Annotated in this window: 15 protein-coding genes; 9 read left to right on the forward strand and 6 right to left on the reverse strand. The window is 69.8% G+C overall.

Annotated elements, in window-relative coordinates; genetic code table 11:
- Positions 1–526 precede the first annotated feature (526 nt).
- Both ACTOQ1_RS36035 and ACTOQ1_RS36040 read right to left on the reverse strand, forming a co-directional pair.
- A complete protein-coding gene (locus tag ACTOQ1_RS36035) occupies positions 527–2605 on the reverse strand; it encodes a BTAD domain-containing putative transcriptional regulator (RefSeq protein ID WP_440072453.1) in 2079 nt (692 codons plus the stop codon).
- Positions 2606–3093: 488 nt separating this feature from the next.
- The gene (locus tag ACTOQ1_RS36040; RefSeq protein WP_440072454.1) at positions 3094–3432 is read right to left on the reverse strand and encodes a hypothetical protein; all 339 of its coding nucleotides are present in this window, start codon (positions 3430–3432) and stop codon (positions 3094–3096) included.
- A 145-nt stretch (positions 3433–3577) separates the two neighbouring features.
- On the opposite strand from ACTOQ1_RS36040, the gene ACTOQ1_RS36045 reads away from it, so the two are divergent.
- Entirely contained in the window at positions 3578–4222 is a 645-nt protein-coding gene (locus tag ACTOQ1_RS36045) for a DUF1707 and DUF4870 domain-containing protein (RefSeq protein WP_440072455.1), read from the forward strand.
- A gap of 90 nt (positions 4223–4312) precedes the next feature.
- Here the strand turns inward: ACTOQ1_RS36045 and ACTOQ1_RS36050 are convergent, their stop codons facing one another.
- Both ACTOQ1_RS36050 and ACTOQ1_RS36055 read right to left on the reverse strand, forming a co-directional pair.
- Positions 4313–5839 (reverse strand): ATP-dependent DNA ligase, encoded by a 1527-nt coding sequence (locus tag ACTOQ1_RS36050; RefSeq protein ID WP_440072456.1) that lies wholly within the window; start codon positions 5837–5839, stop codon positions 4313–4315.
- Positions 5840–5997: 158 nt separating this feature from the next.
- A complete protein-coding gene (locus ACTOQ1_RS36055; RefSeq protein ID WP_362682223.1) occupies positions 5998–6372 on the reverse strand; it encodes an FKBP-type peptidyl-prolyl cis-trans isomerase in 375 nt (124 codons plus the stop codon).
- A 611-nt stretch (positions 6373–6983) separates the two neighbouring features.
- Here ACTOQ1_RS36055 and ACTOQ1_RS36060 point away from each other — a divergent pair.
- The 5 genes from ACTOQ1_RS36060 (at position 6984) to ACTOQ1_RS36080 (ending at position 12697) form a co-directional block, all read left to right on the forward strand.
- The gene (locus tag ACTOQ1_RS36060; RefSeq protein WP_440072457.1) at positions 6984–8285 is read left to right on the forward strand and encodes an ABC transporter substrate-binding protein; all 1302 of its coding nucleotides are present in this window, start codon (positions 6984–6986) and stop codon (positions 8283–8285) included.
- 153 nt (positions 8286–8438) lie between these two features.
- Positions 8439–9410: a carbohydrate ABC transporter permease gene (locus ACTOQ1_RS36065; RefSeq protein ID WP_440072458.1), complete on the forward strand. Its 972-nt coding sequence runs from the start codon at positions 8439–8441 to the stop codon at positions 9408–9410.
- A complete protein-coding gene (locus ACTOQ1_RS36070; RefSeq protein WP_440072459.1) occupies positions 9407–10264 on the forward strand; it encodes a carbohydrate ABC transporter permease in 858 nt (285 codons plus the stop codon). Before ACTOQ1_RS36065 ends, ACTOQ1_RS36070 begins: the two co-directional genes overlap by 4 nt.
- Positions 10261–11679, forward strand: coding sequence for a GH1 family beta-glucosidase (locus tag ACTOQ1_RS36075; RefSeq protein ID WP_440072460.1), 1419 nt, complete (start codon positions 10261–10263; stop codon positions 11677–11679). The genes ACTOQ1_RS36070 and ACTOQ1_RS36075 overlap by 4 nt, the downstream gene beginning before the upstream one ends.
- 22 nt (positions 11680–11701) lie before the next feature.
- Positions 11702–12697 (forward strand): LacI family DNA-binding transcriptional regulator, encoded by a 996-nt coding sequence (locus ACTOQ1_RS36080; RefSeq protein ID WP_440072461.1) that lies wholly within the window; start codon positions 11702–11704, stop codon positions 12695–12697.
- Positions 12698–12881: 184 nt separating this feature from the next.
- Here the strand turns inward: ACTOQ1_RS36080 and ACTOQ1_RS36085 are convergent, their stop codons facing one another.
- Together ACTOQ1_RS36085 and ACTOQ1_RS36090 are read right to left on the reverse strand one after the other, a co-directional pair.
- Complete coding sequence (locus tag ACTOQ1_RS36085; RefSeq protein ID WP_440072462.1) at positions 12882–13877, reverse strand: LacI family DNA-binding transcriptional regulator; 996 nt, start codon at positions 13875–13877, stop codon at positions 12882–12884.
- Positions 13874–15253, reverse strand: a complete 1380-nt coding sequence (locus ACTOQ1_RS36090; RefSeq protein ID WP_440072463.1) for a GH1 family beta-glucosidase — start codon at positions 15251–15253, stop codon at positions 13874–13876. Before ACTOQ1_RS36090 ends, ACTOQ1_RS36085 begins: the two co-directional genes overlap by 4 nt.
- 195 nt (positions 15254–15448) lie before the next feature.
- Between ACTOQ1_RS36090 and ACTOQ1_RS36095 the strand changes: the two genes are divergently transcribed.
- The 3 genes from ACTOQ1_RS36095 to ACTOQ1_RS36105 all read left to right on the forward strand — a co-directional run bounded on the left by ACTOQ1_RS36095 (position 15449) and on the right by ACTOQ1_RS36105 (position 18862).
- Positions 15449–16804, forward strand: a complete 1356-nt coding sequence (locus ACTOQ1_RS36095; RefSeq protein ID WP_440072464.1) for an ABC transporter substrate-binding protein — start codon at positions 15449–15451, stop codon at positions 16802–16804.
- 77 nt (positions 16805–16881) lie between these two features.
- A complete protein-coding gene (locus tag ACTOQ1_RS36100; protein ID WP_440072465.1) occupies positions 16882–17856 on the forward strand; it encodes a carbohydrate ABC transporter permease in 975 nt (324 codons plus the stop codon).
- 55 nt (positions 17857–17911) lie between these two features.
- Entirely contained in the window at positions 17912–18862 is a 951-nt protein-coding gene (locus ACTOQ1_RS36105) for a carbohydrate ABC transporter permease (RefSeq protein WP_440072466.1), read from the forward strand.
- The last annotated feature ends 233 nt before the right edge of the window (positions 18863–19095 follow it).

Genomic DNA, 19095 nt, shown 5'->3' on the forward strand with positions numbered 1-19095 from the left:
TGCGGCAGCGCCGCCGCTGTCACCGGCCGGCCCCTGGGTCTTCCTGCGCAAGGTGCCGGCCTTCTCTCCAGAGGTTTGAGAAGACGAGAGACATCTCGCTAATGGTGTTAAATGCGGCTATACCTCGCACCATACAAATCTGTATAGGTCGATGCCGTGGCGCGATGAACCGCGAGCGGAAAAGGGCGATGTGACGCGCCGGCTCGGGATTTCGTCTTTCGGAGAACCCGTGGCCGTCGCGTTCACGTGTGACGATGATTTCGGGCATACCGGATTCCGCGATTACGGCGGGTGGGTATGGGAATATTTCCAGCGTGTAAATTCCCGGGATTACGGCCGATGGGCGTGCGAGTTATTTCCGGCGTGTAATGTTTTTCGCCGGTTCCGATCGCTCATTCTCGTCGCCGCCGATCGGGTGGAGCGCTCCCACGTGGCGAGCGGTGACTTCCGGTGCGGCGACCTCGCCTTCGCGGTCCCCGGACGCTCCGCCGCCGGACCGGCGACTCCCCGGGGGAGCCCGGTGTCCCTAGCCGCCCCACCCGTACGACGGCCGGTACCGGACGACGCCGCGGGCGATCGGCAAGCCGGTGCCGTCCCCCGCCGCGCCGGGCACCTGGCGCGCGGTGGAGATCAGGTCGGCCATCTTGGCGTTGAGCCATCGGGGATCGGCCGTGCAGCCGTCGGGCGGCATGCCGAAGCGGCCGAGCGCCAGGCGGCCGAACTTGGCGTCCCGCCTGGTTCGCCGGTTGCACACGTCACCGAGAGTGCACGCGATGAGGAGGGAGCTGTGCAGCGCCCGCCGTACGGCCTGCACCTGCTCCTCCTCGGTCTCCTCCTGCCGGGTCCGTTCACGGGCGAACAGGCAGAGCAGGTCGTGCATGCGATACCGGTCCACGTCGCGGGCCTCGAGGAGCTGGACGTCCGCGAGATGATCCAGGAGATCCGCGGTCTGTTCCTCCGAGCGGTCGGCCAGCGCCGCGGCGACCGCGACGCTGATGTCGGACCCGCCGAGCAGGCCCAGCAGCCGGAACATGCGGGAGTGCTCGGCCTCCAGGCTGCGGTAACTCACCATGAAACAGGCCCGGACCGCCCGATCGTCGGCCTGCAGCTCGGACAGGCGGTGGTCCTCGACCGCGAGCCGGGCGGCGAGGACCCGCAGCGACAGGCCCGGCCGGGCGATCAGCCGGGCGGCGGCGATCCTGATCGCCAGCGGCAGGCCGCCGCAGAGCCGTACGATCGCGCGCGCCGCCCGAGGGTCGGCGGCGACGCGCTCCTCGCCGATCAGGCGGCTCAGCAGGGTGGTCGTCTCGTCCTCGGCCATGACGTCGAGGCGCAGATGCGTGACGGCGTCCAGAGAGGTCAGCATCCTCCTGGCGGTGATCAGCACGCAGCAGCTGGGGCTCGCGGGCAGCAACGGCCGTACCTGCGCGGCGTCCCGGGCGTTGTCGAACAGGAACAGCAGGCGTTTGCCGTCGGTCAGCGAGCGGAACCGCGCGGCGGCCTCGTCCACCTCGGTCGGCACGGCCGCGTCGTCGCCGCCGAGGGAGCGTAACAGGCGGGCGAGGACCTCGGCCGGGTTCAGCGGCTTGACGTTGGGGGTGGAGCCGTGCAGGTTCACGTAGAGCTGCCCGTCGGGGAACCGGTCCGCGATCTGGTGGGCGACGTGCACGGCGAACGCCGACTTGCCGATCCCGGCCGCTCCGGCGACCGCGGAGACGGCGATCCGGCCCGGGCCCGCGGAGATCAGCGCCGTCCGCAGCCGTGAGATCTCGGCGGCCCGCCCGGTGAAGGCGGCCGAGTCGATCGGGAGCTCGGCCGGGGCGAACACCCTGCGGGCGATGACCGACGGTGACGGCGCCGCCAGTACGGAGTCGTCGACGAGGATCTGCTGGTGCATGCGGATCAGGTCCGGGCCGGGATCGACGCCCAGCTCCGCGGCGAGCATCTCCCGCGCGCGCTGGTACACCGCGAGCGCGTCGGCCCGGCGGCCGGAACGGTACAGGGCGAGCATGAGCTGCGCCCGGAGCCGTTCGTTCAGCGGATCCCTGCGCGTCAGCGCCTCCAGATCGGCGAGCACCTCGCCGTGCTGGCCCAGCGCCAGCCGGGCCTCCAGCGAGGCGTCCACGACGGTCGCCCTCAGCCGCTCCAACCGCGCCGCCTCGCCGCGCAACGGCTCGGGCAGGGACAACCCCTCCAGAACCGCCTCGGCGCGCCAGAGGCCCAGGGCCCGGGTGTACCGTTCGAGCGCGACGTCATTTCTCCCTTCAGATGACATCAGACGTCCTTGAGCGGCGAGTTCTTCGAACAATCTCACGTCTGTTTCACCGGGAGCGACCCGGAGCACGTAGCCGTTGGAGCCCGCCTCGATCCGGGAAGGCGAACCAAGCGCCCGGCGCAGCGCGGAGATATAGGTGTAGAGGTTCGACTCGGCGTTGGCGGGAGCCTGTTCACCCCACAACCAGTCGAGCATTCGGCGGGTGGGGATCGCCTTGCCCGCATTGAGCAGCAGGGCGGCGAGCAACACCCGCTGTTTGCGCCGTCCGAGGGCGATCGGCTGCCCATTGGCCGTCCGCACTTCGATCGGTCCAAGAATCTTGAAATCCATCGGCATCACTCTTCAGCGCATAACCATGCACCAACATGAAACGTACAAATGCGTATAATTCCTGTTTTACATAGCGACTCATGATCGCGGTCCTCAACCTTCGGAGGGTACTCACCTGAAGGGAAGAAAAAGATTACGCGGCGGACATCCCCGGACGCCCGCACTCCGGTGCGGCGTTCCGCGTCGCGTATTGTGATCGCCCCTGCTCGGCCACTCCAACCAGGGGCGTCATGCGAGACGGGAGGGGCACGTCACGGCGCGCGCCCTGGGCCGGCGGGCCGATGCCGCCCGCGCACCCGGCGCGAACATCCACCGTTCCCGGGTCCGCCGGATCCGGCCGGCCGGGTCACTCCGCGGGCGTTCGGCCGCGTGGCCGGAGGAGTCCGGCGACCCCGGACGCGAGGCGGCCGCCGGTTTCTCGTGTTCTCGCGCCACCGGGTCACCGTGCTCTCCCGGTGGCGGGCGACGGGGGCGGCCGGTCTCCCGGCTCAGCCCTCCGCGCGCTTCTGGCGCTCGTTGTAGGCCCTCATCCGGGGGGGATAACCGGTCAGCTGCACGTCGTAGACCGGCAGGGCCAGGTCACGGGCCACCTTGCGGATCACCGCGGGGGAGCCGACCCGGCGCCGGGTCCACTCACCGTCGTCGGCGACGGCCACCGCCGTGGTGTTCGTCGCGAAGGTCTCGGGCTCGACGTAGAACTCGACGCCCCGGCGCGACTTCGCGAAGGCGATGAGCGACTCGACGTCGGCGTCGGTCGTGGCGCGGTCGAACTTGGCGATCCTCGGCCCGCGCAGGCGCCTCAACCCATAGCGATCTCGCCATCTCATATTTCCTTGTATACCTCTCCTGCTCGTTCCATGGCGGAAGGCCAGGGATGGGTCTCAGGGGCTTATGGGGGTTCATCCTGATATACGGGGCCGACAATCTGAACGAGCATTGAGGTCGAAGCGGCGACGAAAGGGTATCGGTCTCATGGCAGGCACAGCGACACCAGCGGGCCCGGGGCACGGGGGAGTGCCTGCGACAGGTCCTCAGCCCGGCCACGCGGGGCTTCGGGTCAGCAACCAGGATCGTGAGCGGGTGGTCGAGCACGTCCAGGCCGCCTACGCGGAGGGAAGGCTCGACAAGCTCGAGTTCGACGACAGGCTGGAGCGGGCGATGACGGCCCGCGTCCACGGTGACCTCGTCCCGATCATGAACGAGCTGTACGGCACGCATCCGGCCCGGCCCGTGACCTACCCGCCCGTCATGGGCCGGGTTCCGGCCGCGTACGGTCATCACGGCCGCCTCGGCGGGCGGGGTGAAACCGGAGGAGAGCGTCTGGGCGCGATGGCGTCCCACCTGCTCCCGCTGGTCGGCCTTCCCGTCATCGGCCCGGCGGTCATGATGCTCACCGCGGGCAAGACCTCGCCCTACGTCCGGGCCCACTCGGTCGAGGCGCTCAACTTCCAGCTGACGATGCTCGCGGCCACCATCGTGCTGGCGATCACGTTCATAGGCTTCGTCCTGACGCCCCTGCTCTGGATAGGCGGCGTGGTCCTGTCCGTGGTCGGCGCCGTGGCCGCGGCGGGTGACGGTGACTTCCGGTACCCCCTCACGCTGCGTCTCGTGAAATGACGACCGCGGCGTCCCGGGAGCCGGCGACGCCGGTGTCCCGGGAGCCGGCGAGCGCGGCGTTTCGGGAACGGGCGACCGCGTGGCGGGACGTCAGAGCATGAGGGAGCGGACCATGTCGACGGTGTCGGCCTGGTCCGCCGTCTTGTCGGTGCGGTAACGGATGACCCTGGCGAAGCGCAGCGCCATGCCGCCGGGATAGCGGCTCGACTGCTGCACGCCGTCGAAGGCGATCTCGACGACCGTCTCGGGGCGGACGGTGACCGTCCAGCCGTCGGTGGGGCCCTCGGCGATGCCGAGGAAGCGGTCGGTCTGCCAGGCGAGCAGCTCGTCGGTCAGGCCCTTGAAGGTCTTGCCGAGCATGACGAACCCGCCGGTCAGCGGGTCGCGGGCGCCCAGGTGCAGGTTGGAGAGCCTTCCCTCGCGGCGGCCGCTCCCCCATTCGGCGGCCAGGACGACGAGGTCGAGCGTGTGCCGGGGCTTCACCTTGATCCAGCCGGCTCCGCGCCGCCCGGCGGCGTAGGGCGCCAGGAGCGACTTGACCACCACGCCCTCGTGGCCGCTCCTGATCACGTCCTTGAAGAACGCCTCGCCGTCCGCGACGTCTCCGGTGACCAGGCGGGGGGTCACCAGCTCCGGGGGCACGGCGGTGGCCAGGGCCGCGTGGCGCGCCTCACCCGGCAGGTCGAGCAGGTCGGCGCCGTCGACCCGCAGCGCGTCGAAGAAGAAGACGCTCAGCGGGGTCCTCTCTCTCGCGCGCGGCACGTCGGTGCGGCTGGACACGCGGCCCGAGGTGACCTGGAAGGGCTCGGGGCGGCCGTCGGCGCGCAGCGCGATGACCTCGCCGTCGAGGACCAGGTCGCGGGAGGCCAGGGTGCTCATCGCCTCGACCAGCTCGGGCACCTGCGCGGTGATGTCCTCGAGGGCGCGGGTGAAGACGGTGACCCGGTCGCCCGAGCGGTGCGCCTGGACCCTGACGCCGTCGAGCTTCCACTCGACGGCGACCGGCCCGCCGAGCTTGCCGAACGCGGCCGCGATGGAGGTGGCGCTCTGGGCGAGCATCGGCGACACCGGGCGGCCGACCTCCAGGCGGAAGGCGCGCAGTGCCTCGATCCCGCCGCCGAGGGCGGCGGCGCCGACGGCGGGAAGCCAGCCGCGCAGCGTCAGCGCCCGCCTGACCTCGGCGGCCGGCACCCCGGCGGCCTTCGCCACGGCCTCGACCATCACTCCCTCGAGCGCGCCCTGGCGCAGCTCGCCCCGGAGCAGCCGCGACAGGAAGACCTGCTCCTGGCGGGTGAGGGCGCCGAACAGCTCGGCGACCAGCGTCCTGCGCGCGTTCTGCGAGCCGGGGCCGGCCAGGGCCTTGATCCGGTCGAGGAGGTCGTGGACCCCGCGCAGGGTGGCGGTGGCGGCCAGCCGGGGTTCGGGCGGATCCTGCAGGCTCGTCCAGCCCACGCCGACGTTGCGCTGCGGCAGCTCCCCGGAGAGGTAGGCGATGGCGATCTCCGCCTCGTCCGGCTCGACCCTGCCGAGCAGCTCCGCGAGGTGGGCGGTCTTCGCCAGCCGGGCGGAGCTGGCGGTCACGGCCGCCGAGGTGCGCGCGAGGTCGATCAACAACACAATGGCCAGCTTAAGAGCTACAAGCGGCATTTCGGTGAGGTGAGGCGCTGCTTTTCGGAGTCGCCGCGTTTCCGGGAGGGCGCGGGGGAGTGACGGAACACGTCGGGCGGGCCACCCGTCGCCGGTGAGGCCCGCCCGTGCCGTCTCGCCCCGGGGCGTCAGCTCACGCCGAGCAGGTCCACGACGAAGATGAGCGTCTCGCCCGGCTTGATGCGGTTGCCCGCGCCGGCGTTGCCGTAGCCGAGGTGCGGCGGGATGGTGAGGCGGCGGCGGCCGCCGACCTTCATGCCCGCGACACCCTGGTCCCAGCCCGCGATGACCCGGCCCCCGCCCAGCGGGAACTGGAAGGCGTCGCCGCGGTTCCACGACGCGTCGAACTCCTCGCCCGTCGAGAAGGCCACGCCGACGTAGTGCACGGTGACCTGGTGCCCCGCCTCGGCCTCCGGGCCGTCCCCTACGACGATGTCGACGATCTCCAGCTCCGAGGGCGGGGCGCCTTCCGGAAAGTCGATCTCCGGCTTCTCCAGTGCCACGTGGTTCTCCTTGGTTGGATACGCGCCGGTCGATTTCCGACCGGCCGGACGACTCTACGGGGTCCGGCGCCGCCACGAGAGACATGGGGCCGGGGTGGCTTCCGCGTCGTCCCCTTCGAAGGAGCGAGCCGTCGTTCTCGAAGGAGCGCGGGTGGGTTTTCGAAGGCGCGCGGGTGGGCGGCCTCGCGCACGGCGGCGGCGAGACGCGTCACCCGGGATCCCCCCCGTGCGGGGGCGGCGGTCATCGGCGCCGCGGGTGCCGGCGGCGCGGGGAGCCATCGGGAGAGTCACTGGGGAGCGCTCTCTGAGAAAGAGAGTGACCCGCTCCGCGGGGAGTGTCAAGAGCTCGGCGCGGCGCCATGGAACATGAAGGAAACGCGACCTTAATGTGACCTTTCGTCGTGGGAGCGCTCCATTCACGAGAAAATTCAACCCATAAATCCATCTGACCTGCTGAAACATTCAAAGCCTTGGGAGAGCGCTCTCCATGAAAAGCTGATCGACGAGCTTCGATCGGCGCCGGGGGGACCGTTGACACGTAACCCGCTTGGCATCAATCTGCTCAGGGAGCGCTCTCTCCATGATCACTTATGAGGACCCAGGAGGGTTCCATGCGTAAGTTACGCCAGCGGTTCCTCGCCCCGATGGTCGCCGTTTCCGCCCTGGCCCTGGGCCTGACCGCCTGCGGCGGCGGTGACGCCGAGACCACCGGGAGCGGCGGAGCGGCCTCCGCGCCGGCCGAGAAGATCAAGCTGACCGTCGGGCTGTTCAGCGACTTCCACTACGCGCCGCTGTACGAGGAGTTCAAGAAGACCCACCCCAACGTGGAGATCGTGGAGCGCCGCGCGCAGTTCAACGACCACCACACCAACCTCATCACCCAGCTGACCACCGGCGCGGGCGCCGCGGACGTGGTCGCCGTCGAGGGCGGCTACATCGGCGCCTTCACCCCCGTGCCGGACAAGTTCCACAACCTCAAGGAGTACGGCCTGGACAAGCGCCAGAGCGAGTACCTCGACTGGAAGTGGAAGCTGGGCGTCTCCAACGACGGCTCCGCCCTCCTGGGCCTGGGCACCGACGTCGGCGGCCTGGCCATGTGCTACCGCCCCGACCTGTTCAAGAAGGCCGGCCTGCCCACCGACCGCGAAGAGGTCTCGGCGCTCTGGCCCACGTGGGACGCCTACATCGAGACGGGCAAGAAGTTCGTCGCCGGCAAGGTGGAGGGCGCCAAGTTCACCGACGGCCCCGGCGAGCACTTCCGCGCCATGGTCGAGCAGGCCCCCGTCGGTTTCTACGACGCCCAGTACAACATCGTCGCCGCCACCAACCCCGAGGTGCGCAAGGCGTACGACACGGGCGTGAAGATGATCGACGCCGGCCTGTCGGCCAACCTCGCCGCCTTCTCGCCGCCGTGGAACACCGGCATCGCCAAGGGCACCTTCGCCACCATGGTCTGCCCCGCCTGGAAGACCGGCACGATCAAGGACCAGAAGCCCGGCGAGGGCACCTGGGACATCGCGGCCGTGCCCGGGGGCGGCGGCAACCAGGGCGGCACCCACCTGATGCTGCCCAAGCAGGGCAAGCACCCCAAGGAGGCCGCGGCGCTGATCGACCTGCTGACCAGCAAGGAGAGCCAGATCAAGCTCTTCAAGGAGGCCAGCGCGCTGCCCTCGCTGCCCGCCCTGTACGACGACCCCGCGGTGAAGGACTACGTCAACCCGTACTTCGGCAACGCGCCGATCGGCAAGATCTTCACCGACGCGGCCAAGTCGCTCAAGCCCCAGCCCGTGGGTCCCAAGGCCGGTGACGTGCTGCAGGCGATCGGCAACGGTCTCCAGCGGGTCGACCAGGGCAAGCAGAACGCAGAGGAGGCCTGGGCGCAGGCGCTCAAGGACGTCAGCAGGATCAAGTAGTCGCCCCCGGCCGGCTGGTCTCGCACCGGTCGGCCACCTGCTTGTGCCGCTGTCCCCGCGGGCGGCACGCCCCCGTGCCGGCGAGCCGCGTGGCTCCCGCCGCGACGGGCCGCATGCCCCCCGCCGTCCAACGAATCGCCGAAAGGAGCTGCCATGGCCACCCGCGCGCCCGATCGCCTGGCGGCGGTCCCACCGAACAGGCCGGTGCGACCTCGCCGCCGCCTCCGCCGCCACCTGGTTCACCAACTCGACGTCAAGGGCTCGCCGTACGCCTACGTGGCCCCGTTCTTCCTGCTGTTCTCCGCCTTCGGGCTGTTCCCCCTGGCCTACACCGCCTGGGTGAGCCTGCACGAGTGGACGTTGCTCCAGGACGAGCACCCCTTCGTCGGTCTGGACAACTTCAGGACGCTGCTCGCCGACGACTACTTCTGGAACGCCACCTTCAACACCCTGTCCATCGGGGTGCTGTCCACCGCGCCGCAGCTGCTGCTGGCCATCTGGCTGGCCCACCTGCTCAACCGGCCGCTGCGGGCGCAGACCTTCTTCCGCATCACGCTGCTGCTGCCCAACGTGACCAGCGTGGTCGCGGTGGTGGTCATCTTCAGCCAGCTGTTCGGCCGGGACTTCGGCATGATCAACTGGGTGTTCTCGCTGGTCGGCGTCGACGGTGTCGCCTGGAACGAGGGGGTGCTGAGCTCCCACTTCGCCATCTCCACCATGATCATGTGGCGGTGGACGGGCTACAACGCCCTCATCTTCCTGGCGGCCATGCAGGCCGTGCCGCGCGAGCTGTACGAGGCGGCCACCATCGACGGCGCGAGCGGGATGACCCAGCTCCGCAGGATCACCATCCCGATGATCAAGCCCACGATCATCTTCGTCGTCATCACCTCGACGATCGGCGCCATGCAGATCCTCGCCGAGCCGCTGCTGTTCAGCTCCTACATCATCACCGGAGGGGTGGACCGGCAGTACCAGACGCTCGCGCTGTTCATCTACGAGAACTTCACCAAGCTCGACTTCGGCTACGCCTCGGCCATCTCCTGGATGATGTTCGTCTTCATCGTGGTGATCGCCGGCATCAACTACCTGCTCACCCGTCGCGGGAAGGGAGGGCTGTCGTGAGCGCCCACACCGCCGTCTCCGCGGTCCGCCGTCGCTCCGGGAGCACGGCCCGCAGGCTCACCTACCTGACGCTGACCGCGGTGGCGTTCTTCTCCATGCTGCCGCTCTACTACAGCATCGTGGTGGCCTCCCGCGACAACGCGGCCCTGGCCGACGTCCCGCCGCCGCTGATCCCCGGCGGCAACTTCTTCGCCAACGTCGCGCGCGTCTTCGACACGGTCCCCTTCGCCCTGGCGATGCTCAACTCCGTCATCGTCTCCGGCTCCGTCGCGATCGCGGTGATGTTCTTCTCCACGCTGGCCGGGTTCGCCTTCGCCAAGCTGCGCTTCCGCGGCCGCAACGCCCTGCTCCTGCTCACCGTGGCGACGATGATGGTGCCGACCCAGCTCGGCATCATCCCGCTGTACATGCTGATGGTGAAGCTGGAGTGGACCGGCACCATGTACGCGCTGATCGTGCCCGCGCTCGTCAACGCGTTCGGCGTGTTCTTCATGACCCAGTACCTCTCCCGGGCGCTGCCGACCGAACTGCTGGAGGCGGGGCGGGTCGACGGCTGCAGCACCTGGGGCCTGTTCTGGCACGTCGTGCTCCCGGCCGCCCGCCCGGCGGCGGCCGTGCTCGGCATGCTCACCTTCATGTCGGTCTGGAACGACTACTTCTGGCCGCTGGTCGTCCTGACCCCGGAGGATCCGACGGTCCAGGTCGCCCTGTCCACACTGGCCAGCGGATACGTCAACGACTACGTGCTCGGCCTGGCGGGTACCACGCTCGGCACGCTGCCACTGGTCATCGTGTTCGCGCTACTCGGCAAACAGATCATCGGAGGAATCATGCAGGGAGCGGTAAAGGGATGACCGTCGTCGGCACTCGGGGGGCCACCCTTACGGAAGGGCGTGCGGACTTCCCCACCGGTTTCGTCTGGGGCGCGGCCACCGCGTCCTACCAGATCGAGGGAGCGGTGAAGGAGGACGGCCGCGAGCCCTCGATCTGGGACACCTTCTCTCGCACCCCGGGCAAGGTCGCCGGGGGTGACACCGGCGACGTGGCGTGCGACCACTACTTCCGCCACGCCGACGACATCCGGCTGATGACCGAGCTGAACCTGGCCGCGTACCGGTTCTCGGTGGCCTGGCCCAGGGTCCAGCCGTACGGCAAGGGGCCCGTCAACCCGCGCGGCCTCGACTTCTACAGCCGCCTGGTGGACAGGCTGCTCGAGGCGGGCATCACGCCGTACGCCACCCTCTACCACTGGGACCTCCCGCAGGCGCTGGAGGACGCGGGCGGCTGGCCCGAACGCGACACCGCCCACCGCTTCGAGGAGTACGCGGCGGCCGTGCACGCGCGGCTGGGAGACCGGGTCCGCAACTGGGCGACCCTCAACGAGCCGTGGGTGGCCGCCTTCCTCGGCTACGGCAACGGGGTGCACGCGCCCGGCAGGACCGACGCCGCGGCGGCCTTCCGCGCCGCCCACCACCTGCTGCTGGGGCACGGGATGGCGGCGCGGGCGCTCCGCGAGGGCGGCGCGGAGGAGATCTCGCTGGTCCTGAACCTGTCACCGGTGATCACCCCCGCCCAGGTGGACGACCCGGGGGCCGAGATCTCCGAGGCGGACGCGGAGGCGGTCGGCCGGGTCGACACCCTGCTGGTCAGGCAGTTCGTCGACCCGGCGCTGCGCGGGGAGCACCCCCCGGGGTTCCTCGACATCGTCGGGCGCAACGGCGGCCTCGACCACATCTGGGACGGCGACCTGGCGACCATCAACCAGCCGATCGACCTGGTGGGCATCAACTACTACAACCCGTGCGTCGTGGAGGCGGGGCCCGGCGAGGCGGCCGACGCGGCGTGGCCGGGCAGCGAGGACATCCGGTTCTGCCCCGCGGACGGCGTGCCCGCCACCGCGATGGGCTGGCCGATCGTGCCGAACGGGCTCTCCCGCCTGCTGGTGCGGCTCTCCGACGACTACCCGGAGGTCGGCCTGCTCATCACCGAGAACGGCGCGGCCTTCGACGACGTCGTGGAGGACGGCCACGTCCACGACGTCCGCAGGACCGAGTATCTGGACGGCCACCTGCGCGCCGTGCACGCCGCGATCGCCGACGGGGCGGACGTGCGAGGTTACCTCGTCTGGTCTCTGCTGGATAATTTCGAGTGGGCCGAAGGGTATCGGCGTAGGTTCGGAATCGTGCACGTCGACTTCGCCACCCAGCGGCGTCTGCTCAAGGACAGTGCGCTGTGGTACCGCGATGTCATCACGCGTAACGGACTGTAACCGACCGTAGGGGAAGAACACGATGAGACGACCCACCCTGGAGGCGGTCGCCGCCCGTGCCGGGGTCTCCCGGTCGACCGTCTCCCGGGTGGTGAACGGCCAGACCACGGTCACCGCCGACATCCGGGACCTGGTCATGCGCGCGGTGAACGAGCTCGGCTACGTCCCCAACGGGGCGGCGAGGAACCTGGTGACCCAGACGACCAACTCGGTCGCGCTGGTCGTCTCGGAGTCGCCGAACCGGGTGTTCTCCGACGACCCGATGTTCTCCACCGTCATACGCTCGGCCAGCCTGGAGCTGGAGGCCGTCAACAAGCAGGTCGTGCTGCTGCTGGCCGGGTCGCCGGAGAGCCACGCCCGGGTGGAGCACTACATCGCCGGCGGCCACGTCGACGGCGTCATGCTGGTCTCCAGCCACGGCGCCGACCCGCTGCCGGTCGCGCTCACCCGGCTGCGCGTCCCGGTCGTCTCCTACGGCAGGCCCGCCGTGCCGGTCGCGATACCGTACGTCGACAACGACAACGTCGAGGGCGCCGCCGCGGCCGTGCGGCACCTGCTGGAGCGGGGCAGGCGGCGCATCGCCACCATCGCCGGGCCGCTGGACATGATCGGCGGGCAGGACCGGCTGGCCGGGTACCGAGAGGTGCTCCGCGACTCCGACCGCCGCTCGATCATCGCGGTCGGCGACTTCACCCGGGAGTCGGGGGCGGTCGCGATGCGGCAGCTGCTGGCCGACGACCCGGAGATCGACGCGGTCTTCGCCGCGAACGACCTGATGGCGATCGGCGCGATGCACGCGCTCCGCCAGGCGGGCCGGCGGATCCCCGAGGAGGTCGCCATCGTGGGCTACGACGACATAGAGGCCGCCCGCTACACCGACCCGCCGCTGACGACCATCCACACGCCGCACGCCGAGCAGGCCGCGGCGATGGTCCGCCTGCTGCTCTCCCTCTTCGAGGGCGGTCCCGCCGAACCGATGATCGTGTCCACCGAGCTGGTGGTCCGGGCGTCCTCGTAGTCCCCGGCCCGGCCCTCCCCGGCCATCCCCGGCCGGGTTCCGGAGTCACGGTCCCCGGCCGGTCCCGCTCCGGCCGAGCCGTGGGCTTACGGTCTCCGGCCGGGTTTCGGACCCGTGTCCCCTGCCGGGGCCACGACCGCACGTACCCGGTCGTCGCCGGTCGGGCTGCGGGCCCGGCCGGTGTTCAGGACGCGGTGGACTCCCGGACGACCAGCTCGGTGGGAAGCATCACCTGTGCCTTCTCCTCCAGGTCGAGGACCATGCGGGCGAGCCTGCGTCCCATCTCGACGGTCGGCTGCCTGACCGTGCTCAGCGGGGGCTCGGTGTAGGACGCGGCCGGGATGTCGTCGAAGCCGACCACCGCGACGTCGTCGGGGACCCGCCGGCCCGCCTGGCGCAGGGCCGGCAGCGCGCCCAGCGCCATCATGTCGTTGGCCACGAACACCGCGTCGATCTCCGGGTCGTCGGCCAGCAGCTGCCGCATCGCCGACGCCCCCGACTCCCGGGTGAAGTCGCCGACCGCCACGATGGAGCGGCGGTCGGAGTCGCGCAGCACGGCGCGGTAGCCGTTGAGCCGGTCGATCCCGGCGATCATGTCCTGTGGTCCCGCGATGGTGGCGATGCGCCGCCTGCCCCGCTCCATCAGGTGCCGCACCGCGCGCTCGGCGCCGCCGGCGTTGTCCATGTCCACGTACGGCAGGCTGCTGGGCACGGCCGGCCGGCCGCTGCACACCACCGGTACCCCGCGCCTGGCGAGGATGCCCGGCAGCGGGTCGGTGCCGTGCATGGACGCGATGACCACGCCGTCCACGTGGCCGTTGGTGGCGTAGCGCTCGACCCGCTGGTAGCCGCCCGTCATGCCGGTGAGCATCAGCACGAGCTGCTTGTCGGCCTCCTCGATCTCCATGCTGACCCCGCGGATGATCCCGGCGAAGGTGGGGTCGTCGGAGAAGACGCGGGTCGCCGGCTCGGGGAAGACGAGCGCTATGGAGTCGGCCCGCTGGGTGACCAGGCTCCGCGCCGCCTGGTTGGGCACGTAGCCCAGCTCCTCCACGGCGCGGTTGACCGCGTCGCGGATCTGCGGTGCCACGCGCGTGGAGCCGTTGACCACGCGCGAGGCGGTCGCCCGGGACACCCCGGCCCGGGCGGCCACCTTCTCCAGGGTTGGCCGGGCTCTCACAGCCCGTTCCGGCGTATGACCTCGCGGTACCACAGGGCGCTGTCCTTGGGGGTGCGTCGTTGCGTCGCGTAGTCGACGTGTACGACACCGAACCGCTTGCGGTACCCTTCGGCCCACTCGAAGTTGTCCAGGAGTGACCAGACGAGGTAACCGCGCAGGTCGGCGCCGCCCTCGATGGCCGCGTGCGCCGCGCGCAGGTGTCCGTCGAGGTAGGAGAGACGGCCGACGTCGTGCACCTCGCCGTCCTCGACGACGTCGTCGAAGGCGGCGCCGTTCTCGGTGATGATCAGTGGGGTGCCCGGATAGTCGCGCGACAGCCGCAGGAGCAGGTCGGTCAGGCCGAACGGCTGGACCGGCCATCCCATCGCGGTCCGCGGCGCGTCGGCTCCGCCGAAGGCGATGCCCTCGCTGCCCGGGTAGACCGGGTTGGCGGGCTCGCCGGTGCGGACGGTCACGGTCTGCGGGTGGTAGTAGTTCACGCCCAGCAGGTCGATCGGCTCGCTGATGATCTCCAGGTCCCCGTCGTGGACGAAGGACCAGTCGGTGAAGCGGCGGGCCCGCTCGACGACGTCGGCGGGATACTCCCCGCGCAGCACCGGGTCCAAGAAGATCCGGTTCTGCAGGCCGTCGACGAGCTCGGCGGCCGGGGTGTCGTCACCGATCACCGGGGAGAGGTTGAGCGTGATGCCGACGGTGGCGGCGCCGGAGGCGCGCAGCGCCTGGACGGCCAGGCCGTGGCCGAGCAGCAGGTGGTGGGCGGCGGCGAAGCCCAGCGCGGGCTCGGCGAGACCGGGGGCGTGGATGCCCGACGCGTAGCCGAGGAAGGCCGAGCACCAGGGTTCGTTCAGGGTGGTCCACGTCTCGACCCGGTCACCCAGCCTGCCGTGCGCGATCGCGGCGTAGTCGGCGAAGTGCGCCGCGGTCTCCCGGTTGGTCCAGCCGCCGCGGTCCTCCAGGGTCTGCGGCAGGTCCCAGTGGTAGAGCGTCACGATGGGAGTGATGCCGTTGCCGAGGAGCTCGTCGACGAGGCGGTCGTAGAAGTCCAGGCCGCGCGGGTTGGCCGGGCCGGATCCGTCGGGCTGCACGCGGGGCCAGGAGATGGAGAAACGGTAGGAGTGCAGGCCGAGGTCGCGCATGACCGCGACGTCCTCGGGATAGCGGTGGTAGTGGTCGCACGCGACGTCACCCGTGTGGCCCGCGTGGACCTTGCCGGGAGTCCGGGAGAAGGTGTCCCAGATGGAGGGGCCCCTGCCGTCGTCGCGGGCGGCGCCCTCGATCTGGTAGGCCGCGGTGGCGGCGCCCCAGACGAAACCCTCGGGAAACCTCAGCACGCCGGAGTCCTGAAGGTCGTAGGACTTTTCGGCGGACATGGTCATGTCCTCACCGCCCCATTCTGTTCGGCTGTCACGTGAGAGCGCTCTCTGGAGCATCACGGTATCGCACCGATCGTGTCAAGAAAATTGAAACTGTAACCGTAATATCACAGTTCTTGACATCGCGTGGTGGGCAGACAATTCTTCCAGAGAGCGCTCTCACACTCCCCGGCAATTGTGTATATGGAGGAAGGTTCCATGTCGCTCCTCTCTCGGCCTCGGCGCACCGCCCTTGCGGCGGGCACCATAGGGCTGGCTTTGGTCGTCACCGCCTGTGGATCCTCGGACCCCGCGCCGTCCGCGGGTGGCGGCGCCAGCGCCGCTCCCGAATGCGCCGCCTTCAGCCAGTACGGCAAACACGAGGGCAAGACCGTCAGCATCTACTCGCCGATCCGTGACACGGAGGCCGACCTCTTCGAGCAGGCGTGGAAGCCGTTCGCCGACTGCGTCGGAATGAAGATCACTTATGAGGGCACCGGCGAGTTCGAGGCCCAGATCCAGGTCCGCGCCGACGGCGGCAACCCCCCCGACATCGCCTTCTTCCCCCAGCCGGGCCTCCTGGAGCGCTTCGCCAAGGCAGGAAAGCTCAAGCCCGCCTCCGAGGAGGTCAAGAAGCTCACCGCCGAGGGCTGGTCGGAGGACTGGGCCAAGTACGCCACCGTCGACGGCGTCTTCTACGGCGCCCCGCTGGGCGCCAGCGTGAAGTCCTTCGTCTGGTACTCGCCGAAGATGTTCACCGAGAAGGGCTGGGCCGTCCCCAAGACCTGGGACGAGCTCATGACGCTCACCAACACGATCGCCGGCACCGGCGTCAAGCCGTGGTGCGCGGGCATCGAGTCCGGTGACGCGACCGGCTGGCCGGCCACCGACTGGATCGAGGACCTCATGCTCAGGGAGGCCGGTCCCGAGGGATACGACGACTGGGTGAGCCACAAGACCCCGTTCAACGACCCCAAGGTCACCGCGGCGGTCGACAAGGTCGGCGCGATCCTCAAGAACGAGAAGTTCGTCAACGGCGGCTACGGCCCGGTCAAGTCGATCGCCAGCACCGCCTTCCAGGAGGGCGGCGTCCCGATCACCGAGGGCAAGTGCGCCCTGCACCGCCAGGCGTCCTTCTACGCCAACTTCTGGCCCGAGGGCACCAAGGTGGCCGAGGACGGCGACGTGTTCGCCTTCTACCTGCCGGGCAACGACCCGGCCAGCAAGCCGGTGCTCGGCGCGGGCGAGTTCGTGGCGGCCTTCACCGACCGTCCCGAGGTCCAGGCCGTCCAGGCCTACCTCGCCGGCGCGGAGTTCCCGACCACCCGCATGAAGCTGGCGACCTACGTCACCGCGCGCAAGGGCGTCGACCCGGCCAACGCCCAGAACCCGATCGACAAGCTCTCCATGGAGATGCTCCAGGACCCGAGCACGGTCTTCCGCTTCGACGGCTCGGACCTGATGCCGGCCGCGGTCGGCGCGGGCACGTTCTGGAAGGGCATGACCGACTGGATCAACGGCAAGGACACCAAGACGGTCCTCGACTACATCGAAGCCTCCTGGCCTAAGTCCTGACATATCCCGATGGGTCCGGCCCCGCGTGACGCGGGGCCGGACCGTCGCCCGGCCCGATCCTTCCGGGAGATCCTCCGATGGACTTCGACTTCGCCGCCGAACTGCCCAAACTCGTCCAGCTGCTGATCGGCGTCGCCGCCTTCCTCGTGGTGGTCGCGGTGATCCTGGTGCTGGTCGACCGCGCTCCGATGCGGCGGCGCGCGTGGACCCACGCCACGATCCTGCTCCTGCCCGCCCTTCTTCTCCTCGCCGTCGGCCTGGTCGTGCCGGCCGTGCGAACCACCCTGCTGTCGTTCATGAGCGGTGACGGCAAGCTGTGGGTCGGCCTGGACAACTACGCCTGGATGTTCACCCAGCCCGAGGCGGTGACCGTACTCCGCAACACCCTCGTCTGGGTGCTGCTCGTCCCGCTGCTGGTGACCTCGGTCGGGCTGGTCTACGCCGTCCTGGTCGACCGCACCCGCTTCGAGTCGCTCGCCAAGTCGCTGGTCTTCCTGCCGATGGCGATCTCCTTCGTCGGCGCGGGCATCATCTGGCGCTTCGTCTACGCCTACCGCTCCGAGGAGCAGGACCAGATCGGCCTGCTCAACCAGCTCACGGTCGCCCTCGGCGGCGAGCCGCAGCAGTGGCTCCAGGAGGCGCCGCTCAACACGCTGTTCCTGATCGTGGTCATGGTCTGGATCCAGGCGGGGTTCGCCACCGTGGTGCTCTCCGCCGCCATCAAGGGAATCCCCGCCGAGATCGTCGAGGCCGCCAAGCTGGACGGGGCGACCCCGCTGCAGATGTTCTTCCGGGTGACGCTGCCGTCCATCCGCTCGGCCGTGATCGTGGTGCTGGTCACGCAGTCGATCGGCACGCTCAAGCTGTTCGACATCGTCCGCACCATGACCGGCGGCCAGTTCGACACCAGCGTCATCGCCAACGAGATGTACAACCAGGCGTTCCGGTACGGGGAGACGGGCAAGGGCGCGGCCCTCGCGGTCTTCCTGTTCGTCCTGGTGACCCCGATCGTGATCTACCAGATCCGCCAGCGCAGAGAGGCCGTCAGGTGACCGGGCGAGCAGGCAGGCCCGGCGCCGCGAGCACGCGGCGGGCGAAGGAGTCCACATGGCCACGTTGACCCAGACCGTGGTGCGGCCCGAGACGACGACCGCGCCGCAGCGCGTACGGCGGAGGCTGAGCGGCCGGGTCGCCAGCGCCGTCGCGATCGTCATCGCCGTCCTGTGGACCACACCGACCTTCGGCCTGCTGCTGTCCTCGCTGCGCCCGGAGGACCAGATCAAGTCCAGCGGCTGGTGGACGTTCTTCTCCAGCCCGCAGATCACGCTGGAGAACTACCAGGAGGTCCTGTTCGGCACCTCCTCGTCCTCCGGCCAGATGATGAGCTTCCTCATCAACTCGATCGTCATCACGATCCCGTCGGTGCTCTTCCCGCTGGCCCTGGCCACCTTCGCCGCGTACGCGCTGGCCTGGCTGCCGTTCCGCGGGCGCGAGTGGATCTACATCGGCATCTTCGCGCTGCAGATCGTGCCGCTGCAGATGGCGCTCGTCCCGCTGCTGTCGTTCTTCTCCGAGGGCGTGTCCGTCTTCGGCCTCCAGCTGATGCCCGCCTGGGACCTGGAGGGGCCGGCCCGGTTCGTCCAGGTCTGGTTCGCGCACACCTGCTTCGCGCTGCCGCTGGGCGTCTTCCTGCTGCACAACTTCATGTCCGAGCTTCCGGGCGAGCTGATGGAGGCGGCCAGGGTCGACGGGGCCAGCCACGGGAAGGTCCTGCGCACGATCGTCCTCCCGCTGGTCGGGCCCGCGCTCGCCACCTTCGCGATCTTCCAGTTCCTCTGGGTCTGGAACGACCTGCTGGTGGCCCTGATCTTCGCCGGGGGCACCCCGGAGAGCGCCCCGATGACGGTCCGGCTGGCACAGATGGCCGGAACCAAGGGCAACGAGTGGCAACGCCTGACCTCGGGGGCCTTCGTCTCGCTGATCATCCCGCTGATCGTCTTCCTGTCGATGCAGCGCTACTTCGTCCGCGGCCTGCTGGCGGGCAGCGTCAAGGGCTGACCTGTCCGTCCTCTCTCGCGTCCACCTTCCGGAGGGCGCCCCGATCCCGGGGCGCCCTCCGGCTCCTGGGACGCCTTTCAGGGGTGGGAGCGCCCGGATGCCCGCTCGGCGGCGGCGTGCACGTCGTCGGCCAGGGCCGTCAGGTCCGAAATGGCTCAGTGAGATGATCTCAGCGAAATAGTTCGGACGATTGGGATTTCTTGGATGCTGCCGGTGGCGTTCCGGGCTTTTCG

The sequence above is a fragment of the Streptosporangium sp. OZ121 genome (assembly GCF_051918885.1).
GTDB lineage: Bacteria > Actinomycetota > Actinomycetes > Streptosporangiales > Streptosporangiaceae > Streptosporangium.

Excerpts from the sequence above, each read along its gene's own strand:
- ACTOQ1_RS36040 (WP_440072454.1), bottom strand. The coding sequence starts at position 3,432 with ATGAGATGGCGAGATCGCTATGGGTTGAGGCGCCTGCGCGGGCCGAGG.
- ACTOQ1_RS36080 (WP_440072461.1), top strand. The coding sequence starts at position 11,702 with ATGAGACGACCCACCCTGGAGGCGGTCGCCGCCCGTGCCGGGGTCTCC.
- ACTOQ1_RS36045 (WP_440072455.1), top strand. The coding sequence starts at position 3,578 with ATGGCAGGCACAGCGACACCAGCGGGCCCGGGGCACGGGGGAGTGCCT.
- ACTOQ1_RS36035 (WP_440072453.1), bottom strand. The coding sequence starts at position 2,605 with ATGGATTTCAAGATTCTTGGACCGATCGAAGTGCGGACGGCCAATGGG.
- ACTOQ1_RS36090 (WP_440072463.1), bottom strand. The coding sequence starts at position 15,253 with ATGACCATGTCCGCCGAAAAGTCCTACGACCTTCAGGACTCCGGCGTG.
- ACTOQ1_RS36075 (WP_440072460.1), top strand. The coding sequence starts at position 10,261 with ATGACCGTCGTCGGCACTCGGGGGGCCACCCTTACGGAAGGGCGTGCG.
- ACTOQ1_RS36060 (WP_440072457.1), top strand. The coding sequence starts at position 6,984 with ATGCGTAAGTTACGCCAGCGGTTCCTCGCCCCGATGGTCGCCGTTTCC.
- ACTOQ1_RS36105 (WP_440072466.1), top strand. The coding sequence starts at position 17,912 with ATGGCCACGTTGACCCAGACCGTGGTGCGGCCCGAGACGACGACCGCG.
- ACTOQ1_RS36095 (WP_440072464.1), top strand. The coding sequence starts at position 15,449 with ATGTCGCTCCTCTCTCGGCCTCGGCGCACCGCCCTTGCGGCGGGCACC.
- ACTOQ1_RS36065 (WP_440072458.1), top strand. The coding sequence starts at position 8,439 with ATGGCCACCCGCGCGCCCGATCGCCTGGCGGCGGTCCCACCGAACAGG.
- ACTOQ1_RS36100 (WP_440072465.1), top strand. The coding sequence starts at position 16,882 with ATGGACTTCGACTTCGCCGCCGAACTGCCCAAACTCGTCCAGCTGCTG.